This is a genomic window from Zunongwangia pacifica (assembly GCF_023499215.1).
Taxonomy (GTDB): Bacteria; Bacteroidota; Bacteroidia; order Flavobacteriales; family Flavobacteriaceae; genus Zunongwangia; species Zunongwangia pacifica.
The window spans coordinates 1-25,379 of the sequence record NZ_JAKHSK010000010.1 but is presented as its reverse complement, the minus strand read 5'-3'; the positions used below and the strand labels follow the sequence as shown (position 1 = coordinate 25,379).

At 36.7% G+C, this 25,379-nt stretch carries 17 protein-coding genes; 7 read left to right on the top strand and 10 right to left on the bottom strand.

Annotated elements, in window-relative coordinates:
* The first annotated feature begins 30 nt into the window (after positions 1 to 30).
* On the top strand, positions 31 to 1,305 hold the full coding sequence (locus L1967_RS08470) for a replication-associated recombination protein A (protein WP_249601242.1): 1,275 nt from the start codon (positions 31 to 33) through the stop codon (positions 1,303 to 1,305).
* On the opposite strand, the gene L1967_RS08465 is transcribed toward L1967_RS08470, so the two are convergent.
* The 6 genes from L1967_RS08465 to L1967_RS08440 are packed head-to-tail and all read right to left on the bottom strand — an operon-like array spanning position 1,302 to position 7,197.
* Positions 1,302 to 2,129 (bottom strand): hypothetical protein, encoded by an 828-nt coding sequence (locus L1967_RS08465; RefSeq protein ID WP_249601241.1) that lies wholly within the window; start codon positions 2,127 to 2,129, stop codon positions 1,302 to 1,304. The two genes, L1967_RS08470 and L1967_RS08465, sit on opposite strands and share 4 nt — an antisense overlap.
* A 57-nt stretch (positions 2,130 to 2,186) precedes the next feature.
* Positions 2,187 to 2,876: a YjjG family noncanonical pyrimidine nucleotidase gene (locus L1967_RS08460; RefSeq protein ID WP_249601240.1), complete on the bottom strand. Its 690-nt coding sequence runs from the start codon at positions 2,874 to 2,876 to the stop codon at positions 2,187 to 2,189.
* Positions 2,863 to 4,152, bottom strand: a complete 1,290-nt coding sequence (locus L1967_RS08455; protein ID WP_249601239.1) for a polysaccharide deacetylase family protein — start codon at positions 4,150 to 4,152, stop codon at positions 2,863 to 2,865. The genes L1967_RS08460 and L1967_RS08455 overlap by 14 nt, the downstream gene beginning before the upstream one ends.
* 11 nt (positions 4,153 to 4,163) lie before the next feature.
* Entirely contained in the window at positions 4,164 to 4,862 is a 699-nt protein-coding gene (radC, locus tag L1967_RS08450) for a RadC family protein (RefSeq protein WP_249601238.1), read from the bottom strand.
* Between the two features lie 49 nt (positions 4,863 to 4,911).
* A complete protein-coding gene (locus L1967_RS08445; protein ID WP_249601237.1) occupies positions 4,912 to 6,264 on the bottom strand; it encodes a UDP-N-acetylmuramate--L-alanine ligase in 1,353 nt (450 codons plus the stop codon).
* A 54-nt stretch (positions 6,265 to 6,318) separates the two neighbouring features.
* Positions 6,319 to 7,197 (bottom strand): tetratricopeptide repeat protein, encoded by an 879-nt coding sequence (locus L1967_RS08440; protein WP_249601236.1) that lies wholly within the window; start codon positions 7,195 to 7,197, stop codon positions 6,319 to 6,321.
* A 203-nt stretch (positions 7,198 to 7,400) separates the two neighbouring features.
* Here L1967_RS08440 and L1967_RS08435 point away from each other — a divergent pair, with 203 nt between their 5' ends.
* From L1967_RS08435 to L1967_RS08420, 4 genes are all read left to right on the top strand, one after another.
* Positions 7,401 to 11,414 (top strand): T9SS type B sorting domain-containing protein, encoded by a 4,014-nt coding sequence (locus L1967_RS08435; RefSeq protein WP_249601235.1) that lies wholly within the window; start codon positions 7,401 to 7,403, stop codon positions 11,412 to 11,414.
* Positions 11,415 to 11,436: 22 nt separating this feature from the next.
* A complete protein-coding gene (locus L1967_RS08430; RefSeq protein ID WP_249601234.1) occupies positions 11,437 to 12,375 on the top strand; it encodes a PorP/SprF family type IX secretion system membrane protein in 939 nt (312 codons plus the stop codon).
* An 11-nt stretch (positions 12,376 to 12,386) separates the two neighbouring features.
* Positions 12,387 to 13,997: an OmpA family protein gene (locus L1967_RS08425; protein ID WP_249601233.1), complete on the top strand. Its 1,611-nt coding sequence runs from the start codon at positions 12,387 to 12,389 to the stop codon at positions 13,995 to 13,997.
* Positions 13,998 to 14,109: 112 nt separating this feature from the next.
* Positions 14,110 to 20,334, top strand: a complete 6,225-nt coding sequence (locus L1967_RS08420; protein ID WP_249601232.1) for an alpha-2-macroglobulin family protein — start codon at positions 14,110 to 14,112, stop codon at positions 20,332 to 20,334.
* Here the strand turns inward: L1967_RS08420 and L1967_RS08415 are convergent.
* The 4 genes from L1967_RS08415 to L1967_RS22380 all read right to left on the bottom strand — a co-directional run bounded on the left by L1967_RS08415 (position 20,331) and on the right by L1967_RS22380 (position 23,149).
* Positions 20,331 to 20,858, bottom strand: a complete 528-nt coding sequence (locus tag L1967_RS08415) for a DUF4136 domain-containing protein (RefSeq protein ID WP_249601231.1) — start codon at positions 20,856 to 20,858, stop codon at positions 20,331 to 20,333. The two genes, L1967_RS08420 and L1967_RS08415, sit on opposite strands and share 4 nt — an antisense overlap.
* A gap of 150 nt (positions 20,859 to 21,008) precedes the next feature.
* Positions 21,009 to 22,025, bottom strand: a complete 1,017-nt coding sequence (gene obgE, locus L1967_RS08410) for a GTPase ObgE (RefSeq protein ID WP_249601230.1) — start codon at positions 22,023 to 22,025, stop codon at positions 21,009 to 21,011.
* Between the two features lie 14 nt (positions 22,026 to 22,039).
* Entirely contained in the window at positions 22,040 to 22,612 is a 573-nt protein-coding gene (locus tag L1967_RS22385; protein ID WP_338063526.1) for an adenylate kinase, read from the bottom strand.
* 6 nt (positions 22,613 to 22,618) lie between these two features.
* The gene (locus L1967_RS22380; RefSeq protein WP_338063525.1) at positions 22,619 to 23,149 is read right to left on the bottom strand and encodes a phosphoribosyltransferase; all 531 of its coding nucleotides are present in this window, start codon (positions 23,147 to 23,149) and stop codon (positions 22,619 to 22,621) included.
* Between the two features lie 120 nt (positions 23,150 to 23,269).
* Between L1967_RS22380 and L1967_RS08400 the strand changes: the two genes are divergently transcribed.
* Positions 23,270 to 24,430, top strand: coding sequence for a 5-(carboxyamino)imidazole ribonucleotide synthase (locus L1967_RS08400; protein ID WP_249601229.1), 1,161 nt, complete (start codon positions 23,270 to 23,272; stop codon positions 24,428 to 24,430).
* Positions 24,431 to 24,706: 276 nt separating this feature from the next.
* Positions 24,707 to 25,195: a 5-(carboxyamino)imidazole ribonucleotide mutase gene (purE, locus tag L1967_RS08395; RefSeq protein WP_249601228.1), complete on the top strand. Its 489-nt coding sequence runs from the start codon at positions 24,707 to 24,709 to the stop codon at positions 25,193 to 25,195.
* Positions 25,196 to 25,379 lie beyond the last annotated feature (184 nt).

The window sequence follows — 25,379 nt, the reverse complement described above, 5'->3', positions numbered from 1 at the left end:
TTTTGTCATTCTAATTTTTACATTTGCAAAATGAACGAGCCATTAGCAGAGAGACTACGACCAAAGACATTAGACCAATATTTAAGTCAGACGCACCTTATTGGTCAAAAGGGTGCTTTACGCCAACAAATCGAGAGAGGCATTATCCCTTCGATGATTTTTTGGGGACCTCCCGGGGTTGGCAAAACAACTCTAGCCAATATTATTGCTAACGAATCAGATCGCCCGTTTTTTACATTAAGCGCCATTAGTAGTGGTGTAAAAGATGTTAGGGAAGTTATTGACAAAGCAAAAAGAAGTGACGGCTTATTTACGACAAAAAGTCCGATTCTTTTTATCGATGAGATCCATCGCTTTAGCAAATCACAGCAAGATTCGCTTTTAGGTGCCGTTGAAAAAGGTTGGGTGACTTTGATTGGTGCCACTACCGAAAATCCAAGTTTCGAAGTCATTTCCGCTTTGCTTTCCAGATGCCAGGTGTATGTTTTAAAGCCATTTTCTAAAGACGATCTAATCGCATTGCTTAACAGGGCAATGAAGGAGGATAAGATAATTGCTTCTAAAAATATCATATTAAAGGAAACCGAAGCTATTTTAAGACTTAGTGGTGGTGATGCCCGAAAATTGCTAAACATTTTCGAATTACTCGTAAACTCCAGCGACGAAGGCACTGAAATTAGGAATGATCTGGTTTTTGAAAAAGTACAACAAAACACTGTGCTTTACGATAAAACCGGGGAACAGCATTATGATATCATTTCAGCGTTCATAAAATCTATTCGTGGCAGCGATCCTAACGGAGCGGTTTATTGGTTAGCCCGAATGATCGAAGGCGGTGAAGATGTGAAATTTATCGCAAGGAGAATGCTTATTTTAGCCAGTGAAGATATTGGCAACGCTAATCCCACTGCTCTGGTTATTGCCAACAACACCTTTCAGGCCGTTAACACCATTGGTTATCCCGAAGCCAGGATTATCTTAAGCCAATGTGCCACCTATCTAGCAACTTCTCCCAAAAGCAATGCAGCTTATCAGGCTATTGGAAAAGCCTTAAGCTTGGTCAAAAAGACAGGGAATTTACCGGTACCCCTAGAGATAAGAAATGCCCCTACAAAATTGATGAAAGATCTTGGTTACGGCGAAAATTATAAATACGCACATAATTACGAAGGCAATTTTGTAAAGGCAGATTTTTTACCTGATGAGATTAGAAATACCATCTTATACGAACCGGGAAACAATGCCCGAGAAAACTCTCAACGCGAATTTCTTCGGAAGCGTTGGTCTGGTAAGTACAATTACTAATGCTGAAGTTTATATGTAGTTTTAACTGTTTTACTGGTTTGGCGATCAAAAATCTCTATAATAAGATCGCCATTATCAGCAAAATAAGCCATTCCCTGCTTTGTTAACGAGTTATAGATAAAATTATCTGACCCATCAGAAGCTATAAGCATTGCAAAAGGCTCGGCCATTCCTTTTTGATAAAAACCATAACCTGCTTCGTTTTCTTTTAAAAAATATACCGCATTATCATTGGTATAAAATTTACCCTCAGTTGTAGCTATAGTAGCATCTTCCACATCCATTTCATTTTCTTCCACCGCTTCAACTTCCTCTTCTTCTGCATTAGAAACTTGGGTAGTAGTACTAGCAATCACTTTAGGTTCTTTTTTTGGAGTTTCAGCAACTATAGGATCTTCGTTATACGAATAATTTAAATCTTCTAAAGAAGTAAACGCATCCCTTAAAGCTTCATGATAGGCCGTCTTATAGTCTTTTTCCCTACTTCTTCCCTCGTCTGAAGCATACACAACATTGCCGTAGCAGTCTTTTAGCTGTAATACCATTTTGGTTACAAATAGTCCCGAATTATTCTGAACATCGGCTTCTAACGCCAGGCAATTATTAGATTGCAGTTCTGCTGGCTTTTCAGCGCTTTTCATTACTGTGGTGAACCCATATTTTTCTAATAAAAATTTGGTTAGCGCATTAAGCTGATATTGATTTTTCTCTTTAGAGAATTCATACTTTTCAGGAATAATCACATATTTATAATCGTTCACGGTTTTTTGTCCATAAGTGATTGCCGTAAATAATATTGCGAATAAAACGGATAGTTTTTTCATAATTATAATTTTAAAATCTGCCTAAAAATAACAAATATCGCTTGTATTTAGCGTATTCTATAGATACAGATTAATATTTTTTAAATTGTTTAAGCCTATAACATTATTGTATGCCGACTTATTGTAATAATCAAAATAAATCGTTTGCAAACCAAAATCGGCTGCCCCTACAATATCGGCTTCATAATTATCGCCAATCATTACCGATTTTTGAGGTATTGCATTTGCTTTTTTTAGCGAAATATCAAAAATATCGGGATGTGGCTTTTTTACGCCGGCTTCTTCAGAGGTTGTAACCGTATCAAAATAATTCAGGATATTAGAATTTTTTAATTTTTTATGCTGAACTTCTTCAAAACCATTAGTAATAATATGAAGTTTATATTTCTTAGAAAGATAAATTAATGCCTCTACTCCACCTTCTAAAAGGTTATTATATTCTGAAAGATAGAGAATATAATCATTCGATAATTTATTGATCATCCCATCTTCCACCCGGTAAGAAAGCGCCAAAAAAGAATCTTTTAACCTGCCGTAGCGTAATTTTTCTTTAGACACCAGGTTTTTGCGATAATTCTCCCAATACTCATAATTTATAGGAACATACACTTCTAAAAACCGGGAAAGCTCTACATCTATTTGATTCAGTTTAAAAATATATTCGAAAGTAAGAGCCGAGTTTTTATCAAAATCCCACAGCGTGTGATCCAAATCAAAAAAAACATGCTCTATGTTATTCAATTTCATGAATTTGCTTTAATAATGAGTAATATCTGTTTTTATTATAGTATTCAGAAAAATCTTCGTTCTTAAAAATCGCCCTAAAAGTTCCTCCAACACTTTTAACCCTTTCATGAATTTTAGCAATTTCCTTTTTCAATTCTTCGGAAGCATATTTTCTCCCCACATTAGAATTAAAGATGTAAGGATGAATATGAAGCGGACTGGTAATTTCTAAATTGATATCATAAAATAAATACGAAGAACAGGTTCCTGCCCTAAATCCCAAATCATCTGGATACCCCATAGAGTAATCGTTCTCGAATTCTAATTCTGCCAGCGTATTAAAATGCTCTGGAATCCCCAAATCATAACTGGCATTTAAAACATTGGCTAAGGGATAATGAATTATATCTTCTAAACGAAATTTTTCCTTCTTAAGTATTTTTAAAGTTTGTGAAGAATAATGCCCTAGTAATAGTCCAATTTTCGCATAATCTGAAACATATTTTATGTTGGCACGATACGGAATCCTGTTATAATTTATATTCCTATCGTACAAAGTAAAATCTGATACTTTAAACATGAAAATCGTTGAAAGCGAATGATTTTTTATAAGAAAAACCAAATCATCAAAAACATCAAAAGGATCTTTTTTTATTTTCATCCAGGATTTTACACGATCAAAGAACCGATGAAAATGCAGTTTAATAAGGTCGTTACCCCAACCAACCACACTTCTAATTATCCCTTTATTGTTAAACACAAAACCATGTGATACCGCGAAAATACTTTCTACCTGAAATTGGACATTTTTAAATTCCATTTCTGGAAACTTTTGCTTTAAAACCTGTTTAAACTTTTGTGCCCAGATATCTACAACCGGAGTTTTTAAAAAACTTTCTTTGTAGGCAAGACTTTCTGAAACCGGAAACCTCCCTGCTTCATCTTTCACATGTGGTAGATATTCTTCGTAGCGGGTAAGTAAATAAAAAGATGCAGCAAAAATATCGAAAGGCAAATCACTATTTTCGCTTACCGGAAAGAAACAAACCGTACTGCCCCATGGTTGTACCTTAATGTCTAATTCCCCAAAACCATGTTCTAATAAAATATCGGTATTCTGAATAAAAAATTCATTCCCCAAAGCTTGTTTTCCGTAAGACATTTTAAATCCGTCATGTGCTACAAACTCTTCTATTTTAGAAGTGAATTTTATCTGAATACCAAGCATATTTGTACAGATATGCTTAAAGATATAGATGATTCTTGGAGTAACTTTTTGGGTGTAGACCAGTAGCATTTAGGGTAATTTTATAAGATCGCTTCGTCTGCAAAGCTAAAATAGGACATTTCGGTTACAATTATGTGATCCAGCACTTTTATATCCAGACTTTCTGAAGCTGTCTTTAATTTTTGAGTTAAATTCTTATCAGCCATACTGGGTTTTAACGCCCCAGAAGGATGATTATGCGCCAGAATCAAAGAAACTGCCCCCAATTCTAAAGCCTTTTTCATCGTAAGCCTTACATCAACTAATGTTCCGGTAATCCCGCCTTTACTAAGTTGAAGTTTATCGATCACCTTATTGGAATTATTTAAATAGATAATCCAAAATTCCTCATGTGGTAATTCCCCAATTAAAGGCTGCATCAATTCAAAAACAGATCTACTAGAGGTGATTTTGATTTTTTCTAAGGCACTTTCCAACCGTCTTCTTCGACCAAGTTCTAAAGCCGCAATGATAGTAATTGCTTTGGCTTCCCCAATTCCTTTAAATTTACAAAGCTGGCCAACAGAAAGTTTTCCTAATTCGCTAAGGTTATTTTGGGTAGATGCCAAAATTCGCTTACTAAGTTCTACTGCGGTTTCTTTGCGGTTACCAGAACCTATTAAAATAGCTATTAATTCAGAATCACTTAAAGTAAGTTTCCCCTTTTTAAGTAATTTCTCACGGGGCCTATCATCGATCGCCCACTTTTTAATACTAAAACCTTGTGATTGCTCTTCCATAGCATTAAAATACAACAGATTATAAAAGCAATAAAGATTTTAACCATTTTTATAAATCACTAACAAATCGCTCTAAATCAATACCACCATAATTCCCGCTACTCATAAAAAGTAAAACTGAATTATCGAAATTCGATGTTTTAAGATGATTTTCTAAATCTGAAGTTTCAGTTATAATTTTTAGATCATCTCGTCCAAAAGTAGATGTTATAACTTCAGAAGAAATAGATTTTAGATTTTTATGTGCGACAGCTTCCGCTGAATAAAATACGATAGCTTTATCTGCTACATTCAGTGAATTTTTATATTCAGTAATAAAATTTTCATTTAAACTACTAAAGGTGTGAAGTTCTAAGCAGGCGATTACTTTTTTATCCTGAAATTGTTCCTTCACTGCCTTTACGCTGGCTTTCACTTTAGAAGGGCTATGGGCAAAATCTTTAAAAGCAATAAAATCACCAGATTCTTTAATTTTCTGAAGTCTTTTTGATGCACCTTTAAAGGTAGCTATAGCTTCATAGAAATCTTCTTCATCTACTCCCATGTGCTGGCAAACCCATTTGGCACCTGCAAGATTGCTAAGATTATGTTTTCCAAAAATTTCTAATGGCATATCTCCTTCAGGAGTCACTAAAATCGTCTCGCCATCTTCAATATAATATTCGGGAGTATGATAAGCATGTTTTCGAATAGGGTTTGTACTATTTTCAACCATCGTTTTTAATTCGGCATCCTCTTCATTATACACTAAGATACCACCGTTCACAATTTTATTCACAAAAATGCTAAACTGCTCAACATAATTCTCGAACGTAGGAAATACATTAATATGATCCCAGGCAATACCACTAAGCAAGGCGATATTAGGTTCATAAAGATGAAATTTTGGTCGGCGATCTATCGGAGAAGACAAATACTCATCCCCTTCAATAACGATAAAATCATTATCATCATTAAGCTGAATAGTATTTTCTAATCCTTCTAATTGTGCACCGACCATATAATCGACATCGCGATCATGATAATGCATAACATGCAAGATCATACTGGTAATAGTTGTTTTTCCATGCGAACCACCAATAACTACTCGGGTTTTGGTTTTGGATTGCTCAAAGATAAATTCTGGGTAGGAATATATCTTTATACCTAATTCCTGAGCTTTTAGTAATTCGGGATTATCTTTTCTGGCGTGCATTCCCAGAATTACAGCATCAAGATCATTCGTAATCTTATCTGGAAACCATCCAAACTGAGATGGTAAAATCCCACAATTTTTAAGGGCAGTTTTTGAAGGCTCAAAAATAGCATCATCGCTACCCGAAATTTTAAAACCTTTTTTATGTAGTGCTATCGCTAAAGCATGCATTGCGCTTCCGCCAATAGCTATAAAATGAATGTTCATTATATCAATTTTCAGCAAATGTAATTATTGCTTTATTAAAAGTGAAGTTATGCTTTACATATCCTGAATATCTTCCTGAAGTTCTAAAGCAATTTCGGCTTTAGCATCATATTCTAAAGATTTTGTGATATATTTTTTGGCGGCTGCCTTATTGCCTCGTTTTTCTGAAAGCTGTGCTAATTTAAGATATGCCTCGGCGGGTGTTTTAAGGTCCAGATAATTAAATCCTTTTACAAACTTTGCCATTAACGCATCAACTTCTGAAGAGGCAACCTGAAAACGTACAGCTTCCTGAGCTAATTCAAAATAAAGATAATTCCTAATAATCAAAGATGGTTTTTGCTGTGATTCCTGTATAGCCTTCTTTACAAGATTGCCCGCTATTTCACTACTATCTTTATAGGCATAAATAAAAGCCATAGCGATGCGATAATCCAACATACTTAAACCTTCTAATTTTTTCCCATGCGCTAAAGATTTCTCCAAGCTCCCGCCCAACATAGAAGGCAATTCAAGATATAGTTGCGACAAAGCTCTGTGACTTTCTACATGATTGGGATCTAAAGCCACAGCTTTTTCTAAATATTTTTTAATGTCGGAAATTAGAAAAGCGGCCTGAAATTTACTTATACTCATTGCTTTCATCCCAAGAGCTCCGCCTAATTTAAAATTATAAAGTGCGCAATTGGGTTTTAACTCTACCAATCCTTCATAATATCCTATCGCATTATCCCATTGTTTTAAATGGCTATTGATATCACCCAGATAGAGCCTCCCAACTTCGGAATCAATAAAATTTTCTTTTAAAATATCCTGAGCAAGATGAAATTTATTCTCATTCAATAATTCTTTTACCGTTTCTAATTTTTCCTGAGAAAAAAGAGAAAAACTCTTGCCAAATAGCAGTAGAAAAAACAGGGTTTTTACGTCCAAACGTTAATTTTTTTAAGAAATTGAATACTTTTTTTAAGATTTCCTTGAGCAAGATTTTAACACAATCCGCATTATTAGGGGAAAAATACTAATAAATAGCAAATAGCAACGATTTTACAACGCAGATATTAAAAATTATTTTAATATTTGTGCTATAAACAATTTAACTTTATTATTTATTATTCGAATTTAACACCTAGCCTATGCAAAATTTTACTTTGAGGATTAGGGGGACTAAGTTGTTCCTTCTGTCCTTTGTACTATTTATGGGTGGTTTATCGATGTACGGACAAACTGGTTGTCCTACTGCGGCGAACACACCTTCTAATCAGACTTTTTGCTACCTACAAACCGTAGGAGAAATAAGTACTGACGGAACTACCTTTTACAGGACAGAAACATCTACAACACCTATTCCTACCAACGAATTATTGGAAGACAATGGCGTTTATTATGTTGGAAATGCTGACGGATCTTGTACTACCAGAATTTCAGTAACAGCTACTGTAAATACTTCTCCAGCTCCAGTTAGCGGGTACGGAACTACTTTTTCTCCTGCGTTAGGTTCTTCTGCAGATTCTTACGACGTAGATGATTTAATTGCTACGCTACAAGAAGACAATCCAGGAGCAACACTTGTTGTTTTTTCTGAACAATATGGAGAAACTCCTTTAAACGGAAACACCGAACTGATCGCTGAAAACTCTTATTTTGTTGGAATCGATAATGCAGGTTGTCCATCTGAAAGATTGGCAATGCGTTATGATCCTATCGTTGCGGTAGCTCCTACCGGAGACGCAGCGCAAACCTTCTGTTCAGGAGCGACTGTTGCTGATTTGGTTGCCCAAGGGACTAGTGATAATACTCAGGCAATTCGTTGGTACAGCACAGCAACATCTAATCCAAACTTAGATGATGATGTGGAGTTAGTTGATGGAGAAACCTATTATGCTACTCAAATCATAAACAATGTGGGTTCTGCACTTCCTCCAACAGAAAGTGAAGATAGACTAGAGGTAACGGTGACAGTGATAGCACCGGTAAATGCTGGTGATGACTCTTCTGCCGATGTATGTTCTAATGATGCAGTTCTTGATTTATCAACACTTCTTTCTGGAGACGCTGATACTGATGGTACATTTACTTTAGAAGGGACAGATCTTAATGGTCAATTTGATCCTTCAAACTATACAGCTGGAACATACACTGTGACTTATACGGTAGAAGACGAGTGTACTACAGATGAAGCTACTTTTACAATTACACTTACAGATCAACCTGATGCTCCTACTGTTGCTGATCAGGAATTTTGTGAAACTGACAACGCGACTGTAGCAGACCTAGGAACTGCCGCTGATGTAGAGATTTATGATGATGCTTCTTTAACTACGGCACTTGATCCTACAACTACTTTAGCAACTGGAACATATTACGCTGTTGCTACCAGTGGCCCTTGTACTTCTGTTTCAACAGAATTCGAAGTAACTATTTCTGAGCAACCAGACGCCCCAGTAATCACAGATCAAGAGTTTTGTGAAACTGAAAATGCTACTGTTGCAGACTTAGGAACTGCCGCAGCTGTAGAGGTTTATGATGATGCTTCTTTAACTACGGCACTTGATCCTACAACTGCTTTAGTAACCGGAACATACTACGCTGCAGCAACTAATGGTTCTTGTGTTTCAGATGCTACCCAATTTGAGGTAACTATAACACCTGCAGTAACACCTGAAGCTGGTGACGATATGAACATCACTTCATGTACTACTGAAACTTTAGAGCTTACTGATTATCTAAGCGATGATGCATTATTAACCGGTGAATTCTCTGGTGATGGTGTGACAGGAACTTCTTTTTCTGCTACTACAGCAGGAACATACATCGTAACTTTCACTGTTAATGCCAATAATAGTTGTGTAACGACAGGAACTTCTGACTCCGCTACATTTACGATCACTGTAAATGCTCCTGCTGATGCAAATGCTGGAGATGATATGGCTTTTGATGCTTGTGTTAATGAGACCATTGACCTTACTGCCTATCTTTCTGACGATGCTATCACTTCTGGTGAGTTCACTGGTGACGGTGTGACTGGAACTTCTTTCACCGCTACTACAGCTGGAACGTATACGGTAACTTATACGGTAGATGAAAACGATACATGTGTAAATGCAGGTACTTCAGATTCGGCTACCTTTACCATCACTGTAAACGCTCCTACTAATGCCAACGCAGGAGATGATATGGCTTTAGATGCCTGTACAAATGAAACTATTGATCTTCTTTCTTATTTAAGTGCTGATGCTAATGATTCGGGAGAATTTACTGGTAACGGCGTGACTGGAACTTCTTTCACTGCTACCACTGCTGGAACTTATACGGTAACTTATATAGTAGATGATCAAGATAACTGTGTTACTTCAGGAACTTCAGATTCTGCTACCTTCACGATCACAGTAAACAATCCTGCCGATGCTAATGCAGGTGAAGATGCTGAAATTACAGCTTGTCTTAATGAAAATATAGATCTTGCTACATATCTGTCTGATGATGCAAGCACTTCTGGTGAATTCACAGGCGACATGGTTACAAATGGTATGTTCATGGGAACTGCTGCTGGAACGTATACCGTAACGTATACCGTAGACGAAAATGATACTTGCGTGAATGCAGGTACTTCAGATTCTGCTACCTTTACGATCACAGTAAACAATCCTGCCGATGCTAATGCAGGTGAAGATGCTGAAATTACAGCTTGTGTTAATGAAAATATCGACCTTACCGAATTTATAAGTGCTGATGCTAATGATTCGGGAGAATTTACTGGAGAAGGTGTTTCCGGAACTTCTTTCACTGCTGCAACTGCGGGAACTTACACGGTAACTTATTCAGTTGATGATCAAGACTATTGTGTTACTCCAGGAACTTCAGATTCTGCTACCTTTACGATCACAGTAAATGAGCCATCTGAAGCTGAAGCTGGTGACGACAATGCATTCGCTCTATGTGTTGGAGAAAGTGTTGACTTATTTACATACTTAAGCGATGATGCTATCACTTCTGGTGAATTCTCTGGTGATGGTGTGACCAATAATGGTATGTTCATGGCAACTGTTGCTGACACGTATACCGTAATTTATACCTTAGATGAAGATGACACTTGTGTTACAGCGGGTACTTCAGATACTGCTACCTTCACAATTACTGTGAATGCTAATGCTAATGCAGGTACAGATGCTTCTGAAAATGTTTGTGTAGCGAACACTACAATAGATTTAAAAACATTCTTGATCGGAGCAGACGACAATGGTACCTTCTCAATGGGTGGAACTGACTTAACAGATACTAACTTTGATATTAGTACTGTGGGTGTATATGAATTCACTTATACAGTAACCAACAACTGTGGGACAGATTCTTCAAGTTTAACAATTACTGTAAATGAAATTCCTAGTGCTCCTTCAGCAACAGACGCTGTATTTTGTGCTGTTGAAGGCAATACTTTAGCTGAGCTAAACATTACTGGTAATAACATAACATTCTATTCAACTGCAAATGCCGATCCAGCTAACATGTTGGACGCTACAGATGTTCTAGCTACAGGAACTTACTATGCTACTCAAACTAATGCTGCAGGATGTGAATCTGCTACTGTTGCAATTAATGTAACAGTGAATGACCCAGGGACTCCAACTATCGATGCTAGTGAATTCCAAATCTGTGAGTATGACGAAAGAACAGTAGCATATCTTACTGCAGGAATCACAAGTGGTGGAGATATCACTTGGTATGATGCTGCAGAAGGCGGAAGCGCAATAAGTGAAAGTGCAAAGTTAGTAGATGGAATGACATATTATGCTAGTAATTATAACAGTGCTACAGGATGTGAAAGTGCTATTAGATTACCATACACTGTAAACTTTACGGAGTGTGCATTGGTATTCCAGGAGGGTATTTCTCCAAACGGAGATAATATTAATGACACTTTTGATATCAAATATCTGGAAGATGAATATCCAAATTACAAGATAGAGATCTATAACAGGTGGGGTAACATGGTGTATAAAGGAAATGCGAGTACTCCAAACTGGGATGGTACTCCGACCGAATCTTCTCTTGGAGATGATATTCTACCTGTGGGAGTATACTTCTACGTGATTGAGTTTAATGACGGGGCAACTCCTGCTAGACAAGGAAAAGTATACTTAAGCAGATAATTAGGATAAACACTAGAAAGAAATGAAAAATACAATCACAAAATATCTAATATTTATAGGCATTATCCTTTTCTCTGTAAAAGGTATGTCTCAACAAGATCCAGTGTTCACACAATACATGTACAACATGAGCGTAGTGAATCCTGCGTATGCGACAGATGATCCAGGGATATTAAATCTTGGAGGTATCTATAGAGCTCAATGGGTAAATGTTGACGGTGCACCTCGCACCGCCAACTTCTTCGCCCACACTCCTATTAGTGAGCGAATAGAACTTGGTTTAACCGTGGTTCACGATGAAGTAGGAGATTGGATTAAAGAAAATAATATCACTGCAGATTTTGCCTATGTTTTACCATTAAGCGAAAAAAGCAAATTATCTCTTGGTGCAAAAGCAGGGGTTACCACTTTCGATTCTAACACAAACGGTATCGTGCTTCCTAACCCAATCGATCCAGCTTTCGAAAATTACAGTGAAGCATTTCCTGTATTTGGTGTTGGTGCCTTCTGGTTTAGTGACAACTATTATTTAGGTGTTTCTGCTCCTAACTTGTTCACCTCTACTTACCTTGAAAATTCTCAGGGGATTAAAGGAATTGGTGAAGAAGAAATTCATTACTATGTAACTGGGGGATATGTATTTGATCTTAGCCAAAATGTAAAGTTAAAACCTGCATTTATGGCCAGAGGTGTAAAAAACTCTCCGTTATCGGTAGACGTTACTGCAAATGTTCTTTTATACAATCGCTTAGAAGCTGGTCTTGGATATAGATTCGACGAATCTGTTACAGGATTAGTGAACTTTAAGATCACTCCTCAACTTCGTATAGGATATGCTTACGACTATACTACTACGAATTTTGGAAACTACAACGACGGTACTCATGAGATCATGGTATTGTTCGATATAGATTTATTCGGTTTAAACAAAGGATACGACAAGTCTCCTAGATTCTTCTAAAAAAGATTAATATGAAAAACATTTATAGCACATTAATAATACTTCTTGTAAGCATCACAGCTTTCGGTCAAAAAGCCGAAATTAAGAAAGCAGACAAGCTTTTCTCTCAGCGTGCTTACATAGATGCTGCCTCGGCCTATGAAGGCGTGGTAGATAAGAACCAGGAAGTTCTTCAGAATCTTGGAGACTCTTATTTCTACACGAATCAAATGCAAAACGCAGCTGAAGTGTACGGTACATTGTTATCTAGACACGAAGCTACCGTAGCGCCTGAATACGAATTCAGATATGCTCATTCACTTCGTGCTACAGGCCAGAATGACGAAGCCGATAAATATTTCGCTTCTTACTACGACAAAGATGTTGATCTTAAAGAGTTTGAAGAAAGTATTGTAGACTCTAGTAATCTTTACATTTACGAGCCTGAAATGTTGCCAGCAGAAAATGCTGCATCTTCAGATTTTGGAATCTCTTATTTTGGTGAAGATAAAATCACTTTTGCTTCTACAAGAAATACGGCACGTCCTATTTATCCTTGGAACAAAAAACCTGCATTAGATCTATATACAGGTGAAATTTCTGAAGAAGGTGAGATTAGCAATATTGTTCTTTTCTCTGATGCAATTAATACCGACGAACACGAAAGTTCTGCGGCATTTAACAAAGAAGGAACAATAATGTATTTTGACAGAACCAATGAAAAGCGTTTTAAAACTGAAGAAGGCTTAAGAGTAGCTAACATCAGAATTTATAAAGCTGAGCTAGTTGATGGAGAATGGACAAATGTTGAAGCGCTTCCTTTTACCAGTGAAGAATATTCGACAGAACATCCTGCATTAAGCCCTGATGGTTCTACACTTTTCTTTGCTAGTGATATGCCAGGAGGACAAGGATCTTTTGACCTTTACAAAGTTGCAATCAACGAAGATGGCACTTACGGTACTCCAGAGAACTTAGGCCCCGGAATTAACACCGAGCATAGAGAGCAGTTTCCTTTTGTTAGTGAAGACAATGTTCTTTACTTTGCTTCAGACGGTCACATGGGATTTGGTAACTTAGACGTTTACAAATCTGAAGGAGATTACACTGAGGCTGAAAACCTTGGAAGTTCTATTAACAGTGGTTATGATGATTTTGCTTTCATCATTAACGAAAAAGATAAAAAAGGTTTCCTAACTTCTAACCGAAGTGGTAACGATAACCTATATTCTTTCACTAGAACTAAGTATGTTAAGAAAACAAGACAAATTGATATTCCTCACGAAAACAGAATTTACTTTGAATTCGATAAATCTAAAGTTACCGAAGAATATCAAAAAGTGTTAGATAAAGTTATCGATATCCTTAAAGGCAGTGAAGCTACTGAAATTAGAATCGCTTCTCACGCTGATGCCAGAGGTACTGAAGAGTATAACCTTAAACTTTCACAAAGAAGAGCTGATGCTACAAAAGAATACTTAGTACAACATGGTATTTCTGCTGAAAACATCACTACTAAAGGTTACGGTGAATCTCAACCAGTAAACGACTGTACTGAAGAGAGAGGATGTACTGAAGCTGAATACGCTAAAAACCGTAGAAGTGTCATTACATTTACTACAATGGAAATTGTAGAAGACTAATTAAAAAACACTTATTATGAAATTAAAGCTCCGGGGTTACCGGAGCTTTTTTTATTTCAAGACTTTCCGTAAATTACGAAGGACTTCCCTACTTGTCATCAAAGCATCAATCATGAAAAAACTTATAGCGTTTCTGATTATTACTATTTTCAGTTTAAATACCATTATCGCCCAGGATTTCTACAAAAATCAATGGAGCAAAGTTGAAGAACAGGAAATAGTAGGAAACACCAAAACTGCTAATAAACTGGTAGAGGCGATTGCTAAAAAAGCCAGGGAAGACAAAAATGACATTCAATCTATTAAAAGTCTTTTTTATCTTTCAAAATTCGCTTTGGACTTACAGGAAGATTCGGCTACCCTAATCATTCAAAAGATTCAGCAAAAAATAGAAAGTGCAGATCCTATTTCAACATTTATATTACGTTCTATTCTTGCCGATTTTCAATCGCAATATCTTCAGAAAAATGCCTACAGAATTCGCGATCGCACCAACACTGAAAATGACACTTCTAACTTTCAATTTTGGAGCGTAGAAAAATTCAATTCTGAAATAATAACAAACTATCAAAAATCGCTCAAACAAAAAGAGGTACTAAAAAACACCAATATTGCCGATTATTCCTATTTACTGGACACGGTTGATATTCCTACAATCCCCTTCAGCAACACCTATCAGCTTCTTGCCAATCGCGCCCTGAACTACGCTAAGTCTACTAATTATTACCTCACAAAAAGTTCAGAATCGTTTAAGATCACAAAAAAATACCTGGTTCCTGCCAACAAGTTTATAGCAATTGATTTAGACTCTTCTTCTCCTTTCAATAAAGACTATTTCGCTTTAAAGCTTTACCAAGAACTTGAAAAGTCACTCTTCCAAAATAAAGAATATGAGCTATTGGCCTATTTTGGTTTAGATCGATATAAATTCTTAAAATCGAAAATTGATATTTCTGAAAGCCAATTTCTAGAAGCTATAGAAGACCTGCAAAACAGATTCGAAAATCCCCTTGCAAAAGATCTCATATCGCTTGAAAAAGCATTGAGCTTAAAGCGACGAGCCAGTAAACAGGAATATCCGCTGGATAATAATAAAGCCATAGCTATTGCTAACAAAATCATAGAGAATAACTTAAATCCTCTTCTGGTAAATAATGCAAAAAATATCATTTCTGAGATCTCCAGTAAAGAACTTAGCGTTCAGGTAAACCCTTACCAAAGCCCAAATAAAAACTTTCCGATTTTTATCTCCTATAATAATCTGGACTCACTAGAATTTCAAATTTATAAAATTAGTAAAGCTGATTTTAGCTTTTTAAGCAGGGATAATTTTTATTCCGAAGAGCAACATAAAAAACGTCAAAATCTTCTAAAAAACTTAAGTTCAGGTGAGGCGGAATATTCCAATTCCATTAAATTACCCAATAAAAAACAACATTTAAAAAGAACTACAATAACAATTGCGCCACAACTTGAAATTGGGAAATATGCAATTCTTTTACTCGACAAAAATTTAGACCATTTATACGCGCTAAAACCAATACAGGTAAGCCAGTTAAGCTTAATATCTAATCAGGATGATAACATTAGCTTAAAGGTAGTTGATCGTGAAACAGGCGAGCCCATTGCCAATGCTTTGGTTAAAGCTACCTTCTCTTCGCATAATAACACTAATTCTTATAAAAAAACATCAGATAAAAACGGAGATTTAAGCTTTCCTTCTATTTCTGATCGTTTACGAAATATTAAATATCATATCAAAAAGGATAAAGATGAAATTGTTCTAAACGATCGCTATTCTTATTATCGAAACAATCATGAACCTGATGATGCAGAACGTGGTTTCTTGTTCACCGATCGTGGTATTTACAGACCTGGACAAACCGTCTACTTTAAAGGAATATTAGTTTCTAGAAAAGACGATGTTACCCAGGTGCTTAGCGACAAAAAAATTAGGATCGATTTCTTAGATGCCAATGGAAATGAAATTGAAAAAAAACACTTCAAAACCAACAATTTCGGCAGTGTTTCTGGAAGTTTCGCAATTCCAACAGGCTTAAAAACCGGACAGTTTACAATTCAACTTAAAGAAGATAGCACTAATGAACCGCAATATTACACCACTAAAAGTGTCTCTGTCGAAGAATATAAAAGGCCCAAATTTAAAATAGAATTTAAACCAATCATAGAGTCCTTTGCCGTAAATGACTCGGCAGTTGTTGAAGGATTTGCTGAAAGTTTTTCCGGAGCTCGGTTAAGTAACGCCGACGTGAATTATCGCATCTTAAGATTTGAAGATTATGGTTACGATTTTAGATTTCCCAGAATGAACCCGGAAGAAATTGCCAATGGAGCACTAAAAACAGATGAGAATGGAGATTTTAAGATAGAATTCATAGCAAAACCGCAAACCTCACCGATACAACAAAAACACCAGGTTTTCTCGTATCGTATTGAAATTTCGGTAACCGATATTAATGGCGAAACGCAATCTGGAGAAACTACTGTACATGCCGCAAACCATTTAAATATACTTCGGTTTTCAGGACCCGCCGATCATTACAAAGAAAAAGGCATAAAATTCAAGCCGAAAGTCACCAATATTAATAATGAAAAAGTTGATTTACCGGTGACTGTAGCAATCTACAAACTACAAGCGCCAGACAGAGTTCTTAATTTCGGAAATAATATGCCTTCGCCAGATACTTTGGCCATAAGCAAAGATGAATATCATCAATTATTACCTCATACTGCATTCTTAGATGAAGATGATACATCCCACTGGAAAAATGGGAAACTTTGGTATAAGGACACCAAATCCTCAAATCGGGAAATTGAGCTCAAAAACCTTAAAAAATGGCCTGCCGGAAGTTACCGAATAGTCTTAAAGACAAAAGATAAAAAAGGAAATGAAATCGCTCAAGAAAGCATTATCAATCTGCAAGATAAAAAAGCTAAAGTAGCTTCAGACCATCAGCTTTTTCAATATCATATCATCAATAAGGATTTTACTGAAGATGGCTTTGTTAAAGTCTCTTTATTAACGGCAGCCAAAGAGTTATTCATTAATCTAGAAGCCTTTATTGAAGACAAATCAATATTTCAAGAGTACGTTCATCTAAAAAAAGGAGTTGAAACTATTAAGATTCCGGCGAAAAATTATGAAGGTAAAGTATTAACATTACGATTTAGTAGTATTAAATACAACTCTTCGTTTACAACTACTAAAAGACTTACTCTTGAAACCAAAAAGCCAAAACCTGAAATCATTTTAAGCACCTTTAGAGATAAGATTGAACCGGGAAGCCGTGAAAAATGGACGTTAAAAATTACCTCTAAAAATAAGCAAGATCAATTTGAAGTCCTTGCCGGAATGTACGACGCTTCTTTAGATCAATTTAGAAAACACTCATGGCCAGAGAGTATTAACATTGACGGGCGATATCACCAACTTCCTAATTTAGACCTTCTCGAATTTTCCCCAGTCAATTTTAGTTTACATAATCGAGACTATTTCTATTTTTCGTATGAGGTACCTAAGCTACCTAAACTAGACTACTTTGGATTCAGCTATTCTCAGCCTTACCAAGCAAACCGGGAATACCTACTAAAATTACTGTTTAGAGGTAAGGATTTTACCAGAGATTATATTTCTAAAGGCGGAATCATAAAAGGTAAGGTAATAGCCATCTCAGATCGACTGCCATTGCCAGGCGCCACGATTACTATTAAAGGTTCAAATACTGGGACAAAAGCTAATTTTGATGGTGAATTTGAAATTGAAACTGAAAAAGGCGACCAATTAGACGCATCTTTTGTGGGATTTCAAGAAGCCTATTTTATAGAAAATAAAGATCACAGCCTGACTATTTTAATGGCTGAATCTAGAGAAGCTCTAGAAGAAGTGGTGACTATTGGCTATGGAAGCAATGTTAGAATAAGAGGCGTAAGTAGCGTACAGGACGAAGCAGTAGAAAGCATCCCTTTCGCTGTAGTTAATGATAGTGCTGAAATGAAATTAACAGAATCGGACCTGAAGGTTAAAGCTCGGCAAAATTTGAATGAAACCGCATTCTTTTATCCAAACTTAAAAACCGATACTAAAGGAAATATCAATTTAGAGTTTACTTCTCCCGAAGCCTTAACGCAATGGCGATTAATGTTGTTTGGACATAATCAGCACACTGAATCTGTCTATAAAGAAGCTTACACAGTTACCCAGAAAAAGTTAATGCTTACGCCCAATGCTCCGCGATTTTTAAGGGAAAAAGATAGCATCGTTATTTCGGCTAAGATTAGCAATTTGAGTGATGAATTGTTATCTGGTGATGCTCAATTAAAATTATTTAATGTAGAAGATGAATCCAGAATCGATATCGACCTCAGCAATACCAAAGCCATTAAGGAATTTACTGTAGCAAAAAATGGAAACACTCAGCTAAGCTGGAAACTTTACATTCCTGAAGGCTTTAACCTGATTCGCTATGAAGTTATTGCCAAAACCAAACAATTTGAAGATGGTGAAACCAACATATTACCCGTGCTTAAAAATAGAATGCTGGTGACTAAGACCATCCCCATTTGGCTTCAGGGACAAGAAGAAAAAGAATTCCGTTTAAAGAAAAATGATTCCGAAACTCTACAAAATCACCAGATCACTTTAGAATATACGGCTAACCCGGCATGGACAGTACTCCAGGCGTTACCCTATCTTATCGATTATCCTTACGACTGTAGTGAGCAGACCTTCTCCAAGTATTTCGCAAAGGCTATTTCAGAAAAAATACTGAAAGAAAATCCGAAAATCGTAGCAGCACTAAAAGACTGGAATAAAAATTCAGCAACCAGCAAATTAGCGAAGAACGAGGAACTAAAAAGCATTCTTTTACAGGAAACACCCTGGGTAAATGATGCTAAATCTGAAGCCGAAAACATCCAAAACCTATCAAAATTATTAGATACCAAAAACCTGCAATCTTATCTTTTAAAATTGCAGAATATGCAAAATAGCGATGGTGGTTTCCCCTGGTTTAAAGAAGGCCGCTCTAATTTTTACATCACCAGCCATATCCTTGGTGGTTTTGCGTATTTGCTTCAGAACAACTCGATCGAATTAAATAAAACTTCTGAAGAAATCATCGAAAATGGACTCAGATTCTTAAAAGAGTACATGCTAAAACATTACGCCGACAAGTTTAACAACAACCTTACCGGCGCAAGCTTCTCTCCTAACGAAATTATATATCTCTACATCAAAACCATCCTGGCAGATGAATTTTACCTTGAGGAAAAAGAAGAAGAATTTATCGAGAAAATGATAGAAAATCTTAAACAAAACTGGCTTAACCTTAGCCTGCAATCTAAGGCAATGCTAGCCGTAAGTTTCCAAAATTATGATGAAGAAGCGGAAGCTGCAAAAATTGTGAACTGGTTTAAGCAAAATAGTATCAAAGACGATAAAGGAGGCATGTATTTTAAAAACAATACTACCGGAAGGTTTTGGTACCACCACCCTATCGAAACACAGGCAAAAATCATCGAAGCTTTTGCTGCTGTAAATCCAAAAGATGATGACATCGATAAACTAAAAAACTGGTTATTGCAGCACAAACGTAAAAATAGTTGGGCTACTACAAAATCGACTACGATCGCGGTAAATGCATTTCTTTCTTATGGAAAAAACTGGCTTCAGGAAAGTAATCAACCTAATATAATGATGAATAACGAGCCTATTCCTCTCGATTCCATTTTTTCCAATAGGAACAACTTAGGCTACCTTAAGAAAACATGGAATGATAAAAATGAACTTCAAAAAATAGCGAATTTCACCATAAAAAATAACAATAACACACCGGCTTACGGCGGTATTTACCATCAATATTTTGAAGATTTGGATAAAATTGAGCGATCTAAAGGTGAAGAAATCATCATTAATAAGACGTTATTCCTGAAAGAAAATACTAGTGCTGGGCCACAGTTAAAATCCCTACCAAAAGTACTAAAAGTTGGCGAATTAATCACCGTTCGTGTAACTATTGAAGTAAAATCTGATTTTGAATTTGTGCATTTAAAAGACATGCGTGCCAGCGGACTTGAACCAACAAATGTGCTTTCTAAACATCATTATAAAGATGGCTTAAGCTATTATCAAAGCACTAAAGATGCAGCTACACATTTCTTCTTTGATTATTTACCAAAAGGAACGTATGTATTTGAATACGATTTACGGGTAAACAACGCAGGAGATTTTTCTAACGGGATTACGCAAATGGAAAGTATGTATGCACCGGAGTTCTCCAGTTTTTCTAAAGGCAGAAGAATTAAAATCGAAAATTAATCTTTAGGCGGATACCCTTCTAAAGCTTTGGCAAAAACTTTATCGAATAAAGCCTGACGCTGATCTGGCTCGGCATTATAGTTGAATTTTACCTCAACTTCTGCTTTCCAGACTAAGGCATCCTTTTTAACATCGATAAAATCGATAATAAAACGTACATAGTCTTTTGGGCCGCCAAGCGGAATTCCGCCAGAGACTCCTACCCCAACATTTCCACCTCCGCTGCCTACCCCTACACCCAACGTATTATTACTTTGTTCCTGAAATTTCTCAGTATACACGTTGATGTACAGGTCTGGATTTTCCTCAGCTAAAGCTAAATTCTCCTGACGCATAAAATGATCGATACTATTGATGATCCTTTTTTCGTCTAACTGACTCATATCAGTTCTAAAATCCGGGAATAACTTATAGGTTTTGTACTGTTCAAAATTAGTTTGTGCATCGTAATCGAACGTTGTTCTTGGCGTATTGCAGGAACTAATGATCAAACAAAATAAAACGAGTTTGACGAGTAACTTCATATTGCATAATTTTAGACTACTTTTTAAAAGTACACAAAAATCATCCCACTTATAGTCGCACACAAAAATTAGCCAAAAGAAGCTTTAAAAATCAACAATATCGACAAAAGCAGTTTACTCGACAATCGATATTAAGTCTTCTGAAGTAGTTTATTTCTTATCCTCTGGATCTTTATTAAGCATTTCCCAAAGCTTATCTTTAAGCTCGGTTAATCCTTGTTGCGCTACTGAAGATATAAACAGATAAGGCACCGGTAGATTCTCGTCTAATTCGGCTTTCAATTCGGCTTTTAGCTCATCATCCAACATATCGGTTTTAGAAACAGCTATTAAACGATCTTTATCCAGCATTTCTGGATTGTATCGTCTAAGCTCATCTAATAAGATTTCATATTCCTTCGCGACATCTTCAGCATCGGCAGGAACCAAAAACAATAGGGTAGAATTTCGTTCAATATGCCTTAAGAAACGATATCCAAGGCCTTTTCCTTCCGCAGCCCCTTCAATAATTCCGGGAATATCTGCCACTACAAAAGATTTAAAGTCACGATATTTTACAATCCCAAGATTGGGTTTTAGTGTAGTAAATTCATAATCGGCAATTTTAGGTTTTGCCGAGGTGATCACCGATAGTAAAGTAGATTTCCCTGCATTAGGAAAACCTACTAAACCTACATCGGCCAAAACTTTAAGCTCTAGCGTAATATCCAATTCCTGCCCATCGATCCCCGGCTGGGAATAACGGGGTGTTTGATTGGTAGAGGTTTTAAAATGCCAGTTCCCACGGCCACCCATACCGCCTTCAGCAATAATGATTTCCTGGCCATCTTCGGTAACCTCATCGATAATCTCCTGGGTTTCGGTATCTCTAATAACCGTTCCCAAAGGAACATCTACAATTTCGTCCTGACCATCGGCGCCAGAACTTCTTTGCTTACCGCCATTCTCCCCATGCTCGGCACGAATATGTCTTCTAAAGCTAAATTCGAATAACGTCCAAAGGTTTTTATTTCCACGTAAGATCACGTGACCTCCACGACCTCCATCTCCTCCATCCGGGCCACCTTTTGCCACATATTTTTCACGGTGTAAATGCGAAGATCCAGATCCTCCATTTCCCGAAGACACATGTAACTTTACGTAGTCTATAAAATTCCCTTCTCTCATTATCTGATTTCGAATTATAATTTATCGATTACGTTGCTAATTCTATCGGTAATTTCTTCTACAGAACCTACCCCGTCAACACCGTAATATTTGTCTTGTTTTTTATAATATTCTTTTAAGATGGCAGTTTCTTCGTAATACACCGTAATTCGGTTTCTAATCACCGCTTCGTCTGCATCATCTTTTCTCCCAGAAGTTTTCCCTCTTTCTAACAAACGCTTCACCAATACTTCATCTTCTACTTCTAAAGCGATCATTGCTTTCACTTCAGTTCCTTTAGCTTTCAGCGATTCTGCTAACGCATCTGCCTGCTTTTCGGTTCTTGGGAAACCATCAAAAATAAACCCTTTAGCTTCAGGATTTTTTTCAACTTCAGCATTAAGCATATTTATGGTCACCTCATCTGGCACTAACTGTCCCTTATCGATAAACGACTTTGCGGTTAAACCTAATCCTGTTTGATTTTTGATGTTATATCTAAAAACATCTCCGGTAGAAATATGTACTAACTGATATTTCTCTTTAAGAATATCTGCCTGTGTTCCTTTGCCCGCTCCCGGAGGGCCAAAGAGTACCAAATTTGTCATGTGTATTTATGATTTACGTTTGTATACAGAAGTAAGATTACGGCCAAGACCATCGTAGTCTAATCCATAACCTACAATAAATTCATTTGGAATTTCAATACCTGTATAATCTAATTTGAATTTTTCGCGATATATCGAAGGTTTGTAAAAAAGTGTCGCTATTTTATAGTCTGCAACATTTTTCTCTTTTAAAATTTTATCCAGCTCTTTTAGGGTACCACCAGTATCCACGATATCTTCCAAAATCACCACTCTCTTCCCTGCTAAAGATTTTGTTAGTCCGATTAAGGTTTTCACTTCCCCGGTAGATCCGGTTCCTTCATAAGAGCCAAGCTTTACAAAATGTATTTCACATTCCCCTTTAAATTTCTTCATCACTTCAGAAGAAAACATAAAAGAACCATTAAGCACGCTTAAAAAAATGGGGCATTCATCCTTATAATCAGCATTCAATTTTTCAGCAATAGCATCTATCGCTTTATTGATATCCTCACCACTTATGTAAGGTTCAAATATAAGATCGTGTAGTTTTACCAAAACTTTCGAATTTTAAAGAGGCAAAGATAAGGAATCTCATTTACACCGCTCTACCAATTTCTATAAGAATAAATAGGGCAATCTGGGGTAAAAATTTATTTTTGCACAAACAGCACGACTATGATTAATTATTTTTCTTCAGATTTTAAACTAGGAATCCTTGGTGGCGGCCAGTTAGGAAAAATGATGCTTTACGATACCCGTAAATACGACATTCAAACATACGTTTTAGATCCTAGCGACGAGGCTCCCTGTAAAATTGCCTGTAATCATTTTGAACAAGGCGATCTTATGGATTATGAAACTGTTTTAAACTTCGGAAGAAAAGTAGATGTATTAACTTTTGAGATTGAAGGCGTAAATGTTGAAGCTTTAAAAAAGCTGGAAGCTGAAGGTATTAAAACTTATCCAAGTGCTGCTACGCTAGAGAAAATTCAGAATAAAGCCATACAAAAGCAGTTTTATACCGAAAAACAAATCCCTACCGCCCCATTTAAAACCTATCAGAAAATCGCGAATCTTATCGCAGATGTGGAGTCTGGCGACAGATCCTTACCCTTCGTTTGGAAAAGCGCCACTGGTGGTTATGACGGAAAAGGAGTTTCGGTAATCAAAAACATTGATGATTTAAAAGAATTACCGGATGCCGAGTGTATTGCGGAAAAAATGATCCCTTTTAAAAACGAACTTGCAGTAATCGTTGCCAGAACACCGAGTGGTGAAGTTAAAACCTATCCGGTTGTTGAAATGGAATTTCATCCAACGGCCAACCAGGTGGAATATGTGATTTGCCCAGCGAGAATTGAAGATCATGTAGCTGAAAAAGCCAGAGCGGTTGCACAGAAAGTATCTGAATCTTTTGAGCATGTTGGCCTTTTAGCAGTTGAAATGTTCCAGACCAAAGAGGATGAAATCCTGGTGAACGAGGTAGCGCCAAGACCTCACAACAGCGGCCATTACAGTATCGAAGCCAGTTACACCAATCAATTTGAGCAGCATTTACGCGCTATTTTAGATTTACCACTAGGTAATACTGATAGTAAAGTAGGAGGAATTATGGTGAATCTTGTTGGTGATAAAGATTATGAAGGTGAAGTAATTTACCAAAACATCGATAAGATCATGAAAATGGATGGGGTTACTCCGCATATATACGGAAAAAAGATCACACGTCCTTTTAGAAAAATGGGCCATGTCACCATCGTAAACGAAAATATCGACGAAGCCAGAAAAGTGGCCGAGCAGGTTAAAGGAGAAATTAAAGTAATAAGCAAAAGTTAGAAGTTAGAAGTTAGAAGTTAGAAGTTAGAAGTTAGAAGTTAGAAGTTAGAAAAGTATCAAATCGATTTTTGCCTCAATTTCTTATTTCCTAAACTTATAAATAAATTAACCTTAACAATAAATTACACGTCACCCTGAACCTGTCCGTCCGGCAGGCGGGCTTGTTTCAGGGTCTCACTCGATTTTTTAACCAGGATGAGATTCCGTGTCAGGCACGGAATGACGAATACAAGAGATACTATAAATTAAATGTTTAGTAGCTAAAAAATATAAACTATGAGCAAAGTAGGAATTATAATGGGAAGTACAAGCGACCTGCCGGTAATGCAGGAAGCGGTAGATATTTTACAAGGATTTGATATCGAAGTTGAAGTAGATATTGTTTCAGCGCATCGAACTCCAGAGAAATTATTCGACTACGGAAAAAATGCTCATACGCGCGGCATTAGCGTAATTATTGCTGGTGCCGGTGGTGCCGCTCACCTACCGGGAATGATCGCTTCTCTTTCTCCTCTACCCGTTATTGGAGTACCGGTAAAATCAAGAAACTCGATCGATGGATGGGATTCTGTATTATCGATCCTTCAAATGCCAGGCGGTGTTCCCGTAGCGACCGTTGCTTTAGACGGAGCTAAAAACGCCGGAATTTTAGCGGCACAAATAATCGGTGCTGCCGATAAATGCGTTCAGGATAAAGTTTTGGTGTATAAAGAAGGCCTTAAAGAAAAAGTAATAAAAGGCGCTGAAGAGGTTAGAAAAAAGTAGAAGTTAGAACGCTGCGCTTTTAGTAGTTAGAAAATAGACGGGAGAATCAAGAGCCAAGAATCATGAACATCCCTAATTAGTGTTGACCGTTTTTAAATTTACATTTCATTATTAAAAATAGTGATTGATTGATTCTGAAAAGTACTTTTCAGAATCAATTTCTTTTCATAGGCTATCGGACTAA

Coding starts and splice junctions, on each gene's coding strand:
- L1967_RS08460 (WP_249601240.1), bottom strand. CDS start 2,876: ATGAAATTGAATAACATAGAGCATGTTTTTTTTGATTTGGATCACACG.
- L1967_RS08465 (WP_249601241.1), bottom strand. CDS start 2,129: ATGAAAAAACTATCCGTTTTATTCGCAATATTATTTACGGCAATCACT.
- obgE (WP_249601230.1), bottom strand. CDS start 22,025: ATGAGAGAAGGGAATTTTATAGACTACGTAAAGTTACATGTGTCTTCG.
- L1967_RS08435 (WP_249601235.1), top strand. CDS start 7,401: ATGCAAAATTTTACTTTGAGGATTAGGGGGACTAAGTTGTTCCTTCTG.
- L1967_RS08400 (WP_249601229.1), top strand. CDS start 23,270: ATGATTAATTATTTTTCTTCAGATTTTAAACTAGGAATCCTTGGTGGC.
- purE (WP_249601228.1), top strand. CDS start 24,707: ATGAGCAAAGTAGGAATTATAATGGGAAGTACAAGCGACCTGCCGGTA.
- radC (WP_249601238.1), bottom strand. CDS start 4,862: ATGGAAGAGCAATCACAAGGTTTTAGTATTAAAAAGTGGGCGATCGAT.
- L1967_RS08415 (WP_249601231.1), bottom strand. CDS start 20,858: ATGAAGTTACTCGTCAAACTCGTTTTATTTTGTTTGATCATTAGTTCC.
- L1967_RS22385 (WP_338063526.1), bottom strand. CDS start 22,612: ATGACAAATTTGGTACTCTTTGGCCCTCCGGGAGCGGGCAAAGGAACA.
- L1967_RS08420 (WP_249601232.1), top strand. CDS start 14,110: ATGAAAAAACTTATAGCGTTTCTGATTATTACTATTTTCAGTTTAAAT.
- L1967_RS08455 (WP_249601239.1), bottom strand. CDS start 4,152: ATGCTACTGGTCTACACCCAAAAAGTTACTCCAAGAATCATCTATATC.
- L1967_RS08430 (WP_249601234.1), top strand. CDS start 11,437: ATGAAAAATACAATCACAAAATATCTAATATTTATAGGCATTATCCTT.
- L1967_RS08445 (WP_249601237.1), bottom strand. CDS start 6,264: ATGAACATTCATTTTATAGCTATTGGCGGAAGCGCAATGCATGCTTTA.
- L1967_RS08425 (WP_249601233.1), top strand. CDS start 12,387: ATGAAAAACATTTATAGCACATTAATAATACTTCTTGTAAGCATCACA.
- L1967_RS08470 (WP_249601242.1), top strand. CDS start 31: ATGAACGAGCCATTAGCAGAGAGACTACGACCAAAGACATTAGACCAA.